Here is a 12,129-nt window from a genome sequence, read left to right on the forward strand (position 1 = left end):
TTTATAAACAACTAACAGATAAACTGCTTGCCGTAAAAGCGAGTGCAAAGGTATGACAAAAAATAATAACCACCAAACTTTTATAAGAAAAAAGATAAGCAGATGCTATATTTTTAGTTTCATTAACAGGCGAAGTTGTTTTACACTTTATATTATATAGGGGGGCATTATGCATTATATAGGGGGACATTATGCATTATATAGGAAGACATTCTGCATTATATAGGGGGTATTCTGCATTATATAGGAGGACATTGGGTATTATATAGGAGGAGCATTTTGTATTTTAGTAGAAACTTTTATGGGGCACAAAGCAAACGTGCCCCATTTTTTTGTTATTGATTATCTATTTTTCTTTTAGTTGTTGATAATTATTTTCTGTGTTAGTTTTTGGTTATTATATTCTATTACTACTATGTAAATGCCTGATGGAATGCCTTTTAACTGAATTGCGCCCTGTTTTTCTTTGGCTATTAGCTGTCCGTTTACAGCGTATAGACTCAGTTTTCCTTTTGCATTTAGTTTTATTTCGTTTTTGTTTATTGTTAGAATTGATTTGTTTATTACTGGTTTTATTTCGTTGGTTAAATTGGCAATGAATGGTATTGTTGGTGTTGATTCTCGCCCATCGTTGTAGTATGCCACAACGATATATTCTGCTTTGTCGATTGGTTTTCTATCGATGTAGCGTGTAGATTCGCAAGGAATGCAGGTATTATTCAGTTGAATGCCATTTCGAAAGATGTTATACCCAACAAGTCCATCGTCTTCTTGTTCTACAACATCGTCTGGGTTATCGGTTATATTACCTGTTATTCGCCAGCAACAAGAGCCTTTTTCTGTGTCGTTTCCATAAAAGTCGTGCACTGTTTGCCATGTTTTACCGTTGTCTTCAGAGTAGATATCGCTTTTTCCGGCTACGAAATATGTGGAGCTTTCGTAGGTTAGAGGTATCTGGTCGGCATCGTAATCGTGTATTTTAATACCTACAATTAGTTCTTTTGAACCGTCTATTTTGATGGGCTTATTTAGTTTTTGGGTTATATTTTCGTTGAAACTAATGTTCTCTATCTCTTGTTCGCAAACAAGTTTTCCATCTTCAAACACCACAACTGCCGCATGAATGCCTTTCTCTTCGTCCACATCGTCGTAATAATTAAGGTAGGTTGTTACCGATGTTAAGTACTTTCCATGATATGGTGCGAGTTCGTTTGGTGTGAATTTATTTGCTCCAATAAGTTCGTTTCCTTCGTTTCCAAGCGTATATCCGGGTGCTTCTGGTTCGAAAAGATAGTTCAGCAGATAGCTGTTTTTATTGTTTTTCCACATCAGAAACACGTTGTTATCTATTATTTTTCCTGTAAATCCTTTGGGTGCATCTACGTTATTTCCGCTCCCTATCATAATATTGTCTAAATAGAAATAATAGCTTACTCCACCTTTTCCGTGTTTACGAAATTGTATTTGGAACACTTTTCCTGCCACTTGTTTTGTTAAATCGAATGTCAGAATGCCTTCTAAGTGTGGCAATTCTTTCACTGTCCACTCTTTAACCACATTCCACGACTTGCCACCATCTATAGAATAGTCTACGCTAAGTGTGTCTTTGGTTAGGTCGGGTTCCTTATTTCCTTGTACGTTTTCTTCGTTACAAAGTGCCAAAAACGAGCATTTCACATTGTTCACGTGTGTTGCATCAATAGGTCTACTTATCATTCTCGATGAATAAGGCTGTAGTGTGCACGCACCAGAAGTTAGTCCCATTGTACCCATGTGTCCCACTTGGGCTGCCACTATCCATTCGGTGTCTGCCAAATCGCCATATTCTCTGGTTGTAGTCCAGTAATTTGCTTGTAGCGAACTCCGCTCAAAATTCTCGAAAAGTGGGAACGAATAGTTTTCTGGAATAGCTATTTCGTTAGCATTTGAACGTGGCGAAAGCAGTTCTTTTCCCTGTTTATCGGTGTATATAGCCTCTATTGCGAACTTACGATAGCCTGCATAAACATCGTTTAATGTTACTTTCATTTCGTTTTTCAGTTCGTTCAGGGTTACTATTTTATCGCCATCGCAATACACATTATATCCTTTCAGTGTTAGTTGCTTATATTTTTCTTTTTCCATTTCCCACGAAAGTTCTACCTTATGCAGTCCTGTTGATGTTGCTTTGGGTTTGTTTGGTGTAGCAGGAATTTCTATTTCGTGTTTGCTTACGCCCACTATCCATGCCTTGGGAGTTTGTCCAGATGCCACATTTACGTCTTTATTACCTGTTATAATGTTGCCATCTGCCGACACTGCAGCAGGAAAAGCTTGTGCCTGAGCCTCGTAGTTTAAAGGAAATGGCAACCTTAATTGCTGATTGAAGAGGTAAAGATAATAGGTGAAATCGAATATTCTGTCAGACGAATACTGGTACCAGAAGTTTCTATACGACATTCCGCCCATGCTAAAAGCATCATACGTTATTGCGCCAAACACATCGCCATTGTCTGCCACAGTGGGTATGCGCATCTGTTCGTTACTTTCAAAGGTGGGCAAAATGCGGTATGTGCCTTTCTCTACCTCGAAAAGTCGATAGTCTGAGCGGCTTGAAAGCGAAAAAATAAAGTATTTTCCATTAGCGCTCATATCTATCATACGCATCTGTTTTAGCTTTGCCAGCTCGGCATCTTCGTCTTTACACTTCACCGTATAGCACGTTCCATCTATCCAATAGCACGCTATGGCTTGTCCGCCACCCATTGCCAAACCTGCAATAGTGTGTCCGTCAGCCGATACACTAATGGCTATACCATATTCATAGCCCGATGGTAGTGCCAACTTCTCCATTTTCCAGTTGCCATTTGCTGTGCACGTCCATTTCAATGGATAGGCAAATGCAAAGTTAGAACATTTGCAATAGCCCACAACCACCTTACCATCGTTAGATAGTGATGTTGCAAACGTACCATCTTCGTGCTGTTTTATTTTACTCATATCTAAGTCGCCGTAAGGCAATTTCACTATTTTTCCATCTTCAAACACTGCTGCTATGTTGGTAGGAGCGGTTGTTCCGTAGAAATCTATATAGTGTTCTAAATCTTTTACCGACCCACATAGCATTCCAAAATCGTTTACATCTCTAAACATTCCACAGGTTTTCCAATCGTCTGAGCTATCGGTTGTTATCCATTTTAGGGTTCCGCTACCCACATTATACACGAAACTCTCTGTGCCAACCCCCGATCGGATTTTCGATGGGTTATATCCTACAACGTATTTCCCATTAGGAGAAATAGCTAAAGAATAGGTGTCGTCGCCTAAAAGCTTCACATCGTCAGCCTGCATACCACAGAAAAAGAATAGTAATAACATTAATAAAGATGCTTTTTTCATTGTAATAAAGTTTTTAGTTCCTTAATTTAGCAGTTAAATAACTCTCTTAAAAAGTAAGCTATCATAGTATTTTTAGTTACTCTATGATCACATTCACCAGACTTTAGTTTACTATTGCACTGCAAACAACCGTAACAAAGATATTCTGATATATGGCAAAGATAAACAAAAAAACTGATAAGTCAAATTTTTTTAAAAGTTTTTATTTTACAAACACATCATATTCAACCAACGAATGCGCAACGAACACACACGAAATACGTGACGAACGGTTTGCGATAACGTGGCGAACATTCCGCAAAATGCCAACGAACAATCCGTGAAATATGCAACGAACACCCCGTTAGGCGTAGGGGACCGATTCATCGTGCCCGTATCCTGACGTAACCAAAAACGTGTATTTCCATAACCAAATACGCATTTCCACATTATTAAATATGTGTTTTCAAATCACCAAATATGTGTTTTTACATTATTAAATATGTATATTCATTTCAACGCACACGCATTTCCACATTATTAAATACAAATTTCCACATCACCACACGCACATTTCCGTTCGTCATTTCGTGGGTGTTTTCGTATATGCGGGCACGATAAATCCGCCCCTACGGCTGCGAACGGTATGCCAAAACATTGCTGACGGATTGCGATAACGTTGCGAACACCAACGAAATGGGTTGCGAAACACCCCGCCAGGCGTAGGGGACCGATTCATCGTGCCCGTATCCTTACGTAATCAAAAACGTGTATTTCCATAACTAAATATGTGTTTCCACATTATTAAATATGTGTATTCATTTCACCACACGCACATTTCCGTTCGTCATTTTGTGGGTGTTTTCGTATATGCGGGCGCGATAAATCGGCCCCTACGGCTGCTGACAGCCTGCCAAAACATTGCTGACGGATTGCCAAAACATTGCGAACGGATTGCCAAAATGTTGCTGACGGATTGCCAAAACATTGCGAACATTCCACAAAATGCCAACGAACAATCCGTGAAATGCGCAACGAACACACCGTTAGGCGTAGGGGCCGATTCATCGTGCCCGTATCCTTACGTAATCAAAAACGTGTATTTCCATAACTAAATATGTGTTTCCACATTATTAAATATGTGTATTCAAATCACCGAATATGTATTTTTACATTATTAAATATGTATATTCATTTCACCACACGCACATTTCCGTTTGTCATTTCGTGGGTGTTTTCGTATACGCGGGCACGATAAATCGGCCCCTACGGCTGCTGACGGATTGCCAAAATGTTGCTGACGGATTGCCATTTTGTGGGTACATTCATATATGCGGGCGCGATAAATCGGCCCCTACGGCTGCGAACGGATTGCCAAAACATTGCGAACGGATTGCCATTTTGTGGGTGTTTTCATATATGCGGGCACGATAAATCCGCCCCTACGGCTGCTGACGGTCTGCCAAAACATTGCTGACGGATTGCCATTTTGTGGGTACATTCATATACGCGGGCACGATAAATCTGCCCCTACAGCTGCTGACGGATTGCCAATTACGTGGCGAACGGTTTGCGGTTACGTAATATTCGTATAACACTAATACTGTGGTTGTTCCACGAATGTTTATTGTTGGCAAAACAAAAACCACCTTTTTGCAATGTAAAAACCACCTTTTTGCACGACAAAAACCATACTTTTGCAACGCAAAAACCACCCTTTTGACGAGCAAAAGGGTGGTTTCTGTTTTTTATGAATGTGGGAATAGGTTCACCAAACTAATTGAAGTTCGTTGCTGTCAGACCAATTTTGCAAATGGCTAACTATTATTTAATGCAGAATTTTCTACATTATTTAATTGCCGTCAGACCAATTTTGCAAATGGCTGGCTATTATTTAATGCTGAATTTTCTACATTATTTAATTGCTGTCAGACCAATTTCGCAAATGGCTGGCTACTTTTTCCCTACTCCATTGCAGCACTGTTATGGCTTATTTTGCTATGTGCTTCTTGCCCTTTGTTATGTAAATGCCTTTGTAGTTGGCGTTTACACGACGTCCGGAGAGGTCGTAACGTGGAGCATCTGCATTGGTTTCGTGTTCGTTTGCCGACACTTCTGTTATGCCATCGGCTGTGGTTACTTCTGCCGAATTAGAGAAACGGGCTTCGCCTTTGTCGTAAACGGCAGTTACGTTGTAGGTGTGTGCACCGCCCACTTCGTCGGTAAACTGTGTGGTTGGTACGGGTGTGGCGTTCACTTTTATGCCATCTCGATAGATGTTATAGCCCACAAGCGACAACTGAAGGGCTGCCGACGATGCTGGAAGATAGTTTATATCGTCTATGAGTGTAGCATATCCGTCTGTGCTCGATGCCACGATGGCAAAATATTTTGTGCCTTCTGGCAGTGCATATTCCGACTTTGTCCATGATGTAGGCACAACGTGCTTATCTTTTAGCACCTTAAAGTCGGCACGATTGAAGGTTTCTGTTGAGTAGAGAACGTTATAAGTTTCGCTGCTTGTGCCGTTGAATGCTTTCTCCCAGAGACTTATTGTTTGCGCCTTACCCGGTAGTTCGGGCGATACCAGCCAGTTTTCTGTTATGGCGTATGGTGCTCCGAAGGCAATAAGAACCTTGTTTCCGGTGTGTCCTTTCCATGCTTCGCCACTGGCAGGAGTGGTTGCCGCATAGTTGAAAACCGTCCAAGCTTGTCGTTCTCCCATACCCGGGAAGGTGCTTTCGTTAAATCCATACACGGTGTGATTGTCCATATCGTATAGCAACCAGTCGCCTATTGCAGTGCGAGTAAAGTCTGGATAGGTTTCAAAACTCTCTGTAACAGCCTCGTCTGTGGTGCGTTGTGCATCGGGAGCAACCCATGTTAGGGTGTTTTTAGCCCCGGCAGTGGCTTTCAGTTGTTTAGCTGTTGGATACACAGGATATGCCACTTGTAAACTAACGGTGTCGGTAACGTTGTTTATTGGGTCCTCGTCGGCATTGCCTTCTATGCGTGCATATAGATTAACCGCATTGCCAATGTTGCGTTGTGGTGTGAATGTGAGTGTTGTTTCGGCAGTTTTTCCTGGTTCAATGGTGTTTCCTTTTGCTGTAGCCAACTGTGTTTCGCCATTGTAAACAGCTATATTATAGTTTGTTGCAGGTGTAGAACCGTTGTTCGAAACCGCAACAGTTACGTTAGCAGCATAGTCTACTCGCAGTTTTCCGGGTGCCTCTTTCATTTTTATAGATAGGTCGTTCGCCTTGCGGTCGAATATTTTCACATTATCTATATATATATTACTGTTGTAGGCTGTGCCCTTATAATCGAATCCAATTTGTACGAATTTAGCCCCCACAAACTTCTTTAGAGGAAGCTCTACCTTAATCCATTCGCGCACATTAGTATTGTCTAAGTCTATGGTAGCAATGTTTTCGGGAGTTCCATAGTCCTTTGCTACCCATATATTAAATACATCTTCCGAGTTCTGATGGGTTTTATAGTAGAACGATATCATAGGGTCGGTAGCCTGATTAAGGTCTATTAAGCCTGTTTCTAATACCGACCATTCGCCTTCTACCATAGGTGTGAAACCAGCAAATCCACCATCTCCGTCTTGCGAATAGCTCGATTCGTCGTGGAAAGGCGTCCATCTGCTACGCTTATTGTAGTCTACCAACCAGAAGTAAGATAGCTTCCCGTTAGCAAACGATTCGTTTATGGGCAGCTTATAAGGCTTTCCTGTAACAACAATATTAGAGTAAGTGCGTTCTCCTTCGCCAGCTTCGTTCACCGGAGAAACCACGTATGCCAATGCTTCTTGTTCGTCTTGAGCAGGTGGAGTGTCCTCGAATGTGTTGCTTTTCAGGTTTTTTGCTATTTCGGTAGCCTTACCACGTCGCAGCGTATAGGTAATGTTTTCAGGGTTTACGTATGCTCCGTTCGCACCCGTAGCCACCTTTTCCCATGTTATATGTGCCTTTCCGTTAGCATAAGTAAAGCTTAGTTTTGGCACGGCAGCAGGTATATCAATCCCCACAAAGGTATCTATTTCGGTAGAAGCACCCTCTCCGTCGGCACTAAAAGGTGTAATTTTATAGGTTGTTTTGCCGTTTGGCACATTGCTATCGGTATAGTTTAAAGTAGTTCCCGGTGTGGGATTTGCAAAACTTTTCACTAGTTCTTCTCCTCTAAAAATATCTATTTTAGACAATGCAGACAGTGTTGCGCCTGCCTGATTTTGTGTTGGAGCGGTGAACGAAATATCGGCAAAGTGTCCTCCATTGGGGGCTGGTGTAACCTTAGCATTGGCAACTGCTGCTGGAACACCATTGCCAAGCTTCTCTTTTAGTGCCACATTATAAATGTTTAAAGCACCTGCTTCTAATTGCATTTCGGTGTTAAAGTGCCACCCCAAATAGTATTCGGCATCGCTATCAACCGAGAACAACACCGTAACGGTTTGTTTTTCAATAAAGTCGGCAGGGGCATTTGTTTTGGCAGCAATGGTTTTTGTTAGCGCCTCTACGGTTTTGTTAGTACCCAGTTTCACCTCGTATGTTTCTGTAGCATTGGCAGTTTCGCCACTCACGGTGTACGAAAGTTCGTAGGTTTTGCCAGCTTTCAGGGGTATGGCAGGACTTAACAGCCAGTCGTTAGCGTCTTGCGTGCGCACACAAGATGCAGCAAAAGCTGTGTTACTAAACTTAAATGCCTGGTCGTCTACATTGGCATCAATCACCGTAAAACGGTCTAACGATTGTTCGTTGGTGAACTCTTGCGTCCACGGAAGCTTTACATTCTGTGCCTGTATACCCATTGAGCACAGCAAAAAAGCAGCTATTACACTTCTCTTCATATTCAGTATAGATTTTAATTTAGATAGATTTTTCGCTTACAAAAGTAGATATTATTTTCTATAAACCTGCAAATTATTTAGAGAAAAGTATAAAGCAATGGTACTATTTCTCAATAATTAATTATCGTTTGTCAATAAATCGGAGTATAACAACCGTACTATCATCGTTCAAAAGGCTAATGTTCTGTTTGGGTACACAGTAAAAAAAAGAGAAAAAAAAGTTGTTTTTATTTGACAATACCAAATAAATGCCTTATCTTTGCAGTACATGTTAGAGGTAGACAAAACTATTTGTTAAATCTAGTATATATATAAAGGTGTTTCGAACGCTACTCTACACATTACCTCGAAAGGGGTTTTCGAACCAAGAAGGCATAATAAAAGAGAGCACGAAACGGTACAAAGAGAGGGCAAAACAAGCCCGAAGACAACACAACATCGTGGCTATTGCGATGAGTTGCCCGTACAAAAATTTAGTTGAAATACCACTACATGGTAGGTTTTAGCTAGCTCGAGTAGCACGAAACCTATGTTCGCAGAACACAAAAGGGTGTTTTTCGGACAAGAAAACTAAAGCGAACCAACTGCAAAAGCAGTGTACGCAAAGAAGTAAAGAGTGTTCATTTAAAAATTTTAATGTGTTCGGAGGCTCACAACAAAGGGGCGGAAGAATGCGAAAGGAGTATTTAAAAAACAACAAAAGAGTGTCTGAGGGAAGCCAAAGATGTACTCGGAAAGAGCTAAGAACGTGTTACAACATACATAAACACATGTTCGCAGCAATGCCAAAAGCCGTTTGCAGCAACACGGAAAGTTGTTAGAAGCAAGGCGAAAACGTGTTTGAAGCAATGCGGAAAACCGCTGAAAGCAACATACAAACGTGTTAGAAGCAATGCGAAAAAGGCTATTCGAGAATACAAAAAGAGGTTAGGAAGACACAAACAGCTACTCTGCAGATTCGTTTATGGATATCTGAAAACAACAGAAACAGTATTTGATGACCACAAAAATTACGTTCATATCATAACCAAACTATGTTCGCTGGTATAAAAACAGAGTCTGCAGCCAATTAAAAGATACTAAGAAATAGGCGTGTTGGGTAGTCTTGAGACTCTAAAAAGATGGCATTATGGTGCTTTGGGTGTGCTATACCCCTGAAGAAAGCCATACATACACCAGTTTGCAAGGCATTCTATATGTTCTAAAACAAGAAGAAACAGTAGGTGCAATAGGTGTTTCAGCTTACTTAAGAATGCTAAGATAACTAACAGAAGTGGCGCATAACCCTCTCAATGACTATAAAAACAACAAGCAAAAAAGGAAATGCCGCGCCCTAAGAAGCATGGCAGAGCGGGGTAAAATGTACACCGTGTATTTCATTACTAAATTTAATTAACACTAAGAAAACGGTGGGGGGACACAATTTAGGTTGTGTTCCCTTTTTATTTTTGTGTATTTCCAGATGTGGTTATATTCATTTTCTGTGGTTATTAGTATGTTTATTCACACAAGAGGCATCGTAAATGGACATCAATAAACACACCAACGCACACACCATACCATTTGTTTATGGTGCAAAATATACAGCAGCGAACAATACGCAATATCCATATATTGCGTAAATGTATGGCAACGAACAATACGTAAGGCATAGGGGCAGATTCATCGTGCCCGTTCTTCAATCCAACCCAAATGGTTTTGATATGTCGAAATGATGCGAATTGTAATGCCAACGGCATAAATACGCAATATAATTTCGGGGTATTCGTGGACACGGGCACGATAAATCGGACCCCTACAGCTGCGAACGGATTGCCAAAATGTTGCTGACAAATTACCATAACATTCCAAACAAATTGCAACAACACAACATTCAAAAAACAAAAACCATACTTTTGCAATGCAAAAACCTACTTCTTGCCTCTTAAGATGATTTCTAAAATGCAACTAATTGCAAATAAAGAAGTTACCTTGTTTATAAAACTGAATAGGTAACGATTTGGAAACGAGCAAGCTACTTGGCTTCGCTGTTTTCTGCCTAACAAAGAACGCTTGTTATTCTGTCTGCAAAGATAATACTTTGTTACCGAATAACAAGCGTTTATGATGAAATATTATAGTCTTTTCATTTTCCTATATGCTGTGCTAATATAGATAGGGGGAGTGTAAGAACTGGAAAACGATCTATTATAAACCATATTTACTTGTAGTTATTATATATTAGAATAAAAGTTCGAGAGATATAATCGTTATGTTCTATTTTCTTAACCCGTATTCTTAAATTTTGTGAATTTGGCAGATAAAAAACATGGCTATGGATACACTTAATATATCCTAATTTTACTTTATTTTTATAAACAGATACAGCACAAGGATCAAATTTGTTATCCCTTTCTTGTTTCCATTCCAACTCGTCTCCTTCATTAATGTATATGTTGTCATGTGTATTTACGCTCAGACCTGTCAATTCTGAAACAAATCTAATACCTTCTACACCATAATATTCTGCAAGAAATTCAAAATTATCTGTTGGAAGCATTCCTTGTGTGTAGGCTAACAGTCGATAAGTGTCTTTTTGTGCAGACACAGGAATCTCCCAAAACTTATAATAATCTTCTATATCGCTACGCTCGCTGTCATTAATGCGTAAAGACAATATTTTTAGCACATTTATACTGTGTAATTTCTCTGTGTCAGGGAAATCAGGAAAGCAAACAAATCCATCTTTTTTTGCTTTTTCAACGCCATTCTTGATATATTTGAAAGTTGTTTGAGAGGTATTGGACTTGATTGTTGCTACAGGTATTCTGCGATAACCTTTACCCAATCGCCAAACTAATATGATACATTTTATATGTGGATGCATAGTCAAATTTTCTTTAGATTATTGATTCGTGTATCTATCACCTGAAAAATAAACTCTTTACGGGCATATGTTAAACCATATTTTTCTCTGTATTGTTCTGGGAGATTACTATCTATATTAGTAATTAATTCATATATTTCTTTTTGATTGTAAACATTCAATACATTCCTAATCTCATTATCTATAAAAGGACTCCATTCTTCATGTTTCTTTATAAATCTCAAAAGTTCTTCATGAGAAGGTTTCTTTCTTGTTTCTTCTATTCTAAGTTCAGATACACCATTTCTAATATATTTATCAAACTTACTTTGAATATCTAAATGCTGCTGTATTTGTTCTTCGCTAAATTCACGACCTAGACAACAACCGCTATCATATATTGGAGCACTTTTTTTTCTAACATTAATTTCCAAATTTATACTCTGTTTTCTATGCTTCTTAAATAAAAAACTAAAGTTGTTTTTATTCGTTTCTATTTTTGTTATATTTATTGACTCAATGATACCCCAGTTACTTTGATGTCTATCGCTATTTCCAATTATAGCATCAAATATTAAAGTACGAATAAATTCCTGTATGTAGAATTCCGCATTGTAGGCTTTCAAAGCGTTTTGTACAAACTCAAATGTATATCGCGAATATGATTTTTATCACTTGGATCATATGTTGGATCATGGTGAGAAAGTATAGAATGTCCTTCAACGAGAGATTCATTATCATTGGGAGTTATCATATTCTTGGAAATACAACCAATTCTACCATTATAAATAGCAAGATCATATTTCAGGATTTTAAAGCCTAGTGCTGTACCTATCTCAAATGCAAGAACTTCAGACCAATTTTCTGGAGTATAGTCTCGCTTTTCACGAACCATCGGGAATTTTAAAAAGTAGATGTCTCCCATATTGGGATCTATAAGCACAAGTTTATCTCTCGTCCCTTTCGTAGAAGAGGCGGATATTCTAGGCCAATTAGAGACATCGTGGAATTCCATTAATTTTACTATATATTTTGTGCAAAGTTACAATTTTAAGTGAAAACTATGCCT

At 39.3% G+C, this 12,129-nt stretch carries 5 protein-coding genes; all 5 read right to left on the minus strand.

All coding sequences use genetic code 11. From position 1 onward, the window contains the following. Positions 1 to 357: 357 nt before the first annotated feature. Positions 358 to 3,378: a T9SS type A sorting domain-containing protein gene (locus HMPREF9144_RS09180; RefSeq protein WP_006045692.1), complete on the minus strand. Its 3,021-nt coding sequence runs from the start codon at positions 3,376 to 3,378 to the stop codon at positions 358 to 360. Positions 3,379 to 5,347: 1,969 nt separating this feature from the next. Continuing rightward, positions 5,348 to 8,215, minus strand: coding sequence for a choice-of-anchor J domain-containing protein (locus HMPREF9144_RS09185; RefSeq protein ID WP_006045697.1), 2,868 nt, complete (start codon positions 8,213 to 8,215; stop codon positions 5,348 to 5,350). 2,200 nt (positions 8,216 to 10,415) lie between these two features. Further along, a complete protein-coding gene (locus tag HMPREF9144_RS09190) occupies positions 10,416 to 11,081 on the minus strand; it encodes a hypothetical protein (RefSeq protein ID WP_006045699.1) in 666 nt (221 codons plus the stop codon). 2 nt (positions 11,082 to 11,083) lie between these two features. Further along, positions 11,084 to 11,686 (minus strand): HipA domain-containing protein, encoded by a 603-nt coding sequence (locus HMPREF9144_RS09195; RefSeq protein WP_006045700.1) that lies wholly within the window; start codon positions 11,684 to 11,686, stop codon positions 11,084 to 11,086. Beyond that, positions 11,683 to 12,075, minus strand: a complete 393-nt coding sequence (locus HMPREF9144_RS09200) for a HipA domain-containing protein (protein WP_006045702.1) — start codon at positions 12,073 to 12,075, stop codon at positions 11,683 to 11,685. Before HMPREF9144_RS09200 ends, HMPREF9144_RS09195 begins: the two co-directional genes overlap by 4 nt. Between the last annotated feature and the right edge of the window lie 54 nt (positions 12,076 to 12,129).

The sequence above is a fragment of the Prevotella pallens ATCC 700821 genome (assembly GCF_000220255.1).
In the GTDB taxonomy this organism is placed as follows: domain Bacteria; phylum Bacteroidota; class Bacteroidia; order Bacteroidales; family Bacteroidaceae; genus Prevotella; species Prevotella pallens.

Bases quoted from the DNA above. Each gene is read 5' to 3' on its own strand.
- HMPREF9144_RS09200 (WP_006045702.1), bottom strand. From the start codon at position 12,075: ATGGAATTCCACGATGTCTCTAATTGGCCTAGAATATCCGCCTCTTCT.
- HMPREF9144_RS09180 (WP_006045692.1), bottom strand. From the start codon at position 3,378: ATGAAAAAAGCATCTTTATTAATGTTATTACTATTCTTTTTCTGTGGT.
- HMPREF9144_RS09185 (WP_006045697.1), bottom strand. From the start codon at position 8,215: ATGAAGAGAAGTGTAATAGCTGCTTTTTTGCTGTGCTCAATGGGTATA.
- HMPREF9144_RS09190 (WP_006045699.1), bottom strand. From the start codon at position 11,081: ATGCATCCACATATAAAATGTATCATATTAGTTTGGCGATTGGGTAAA.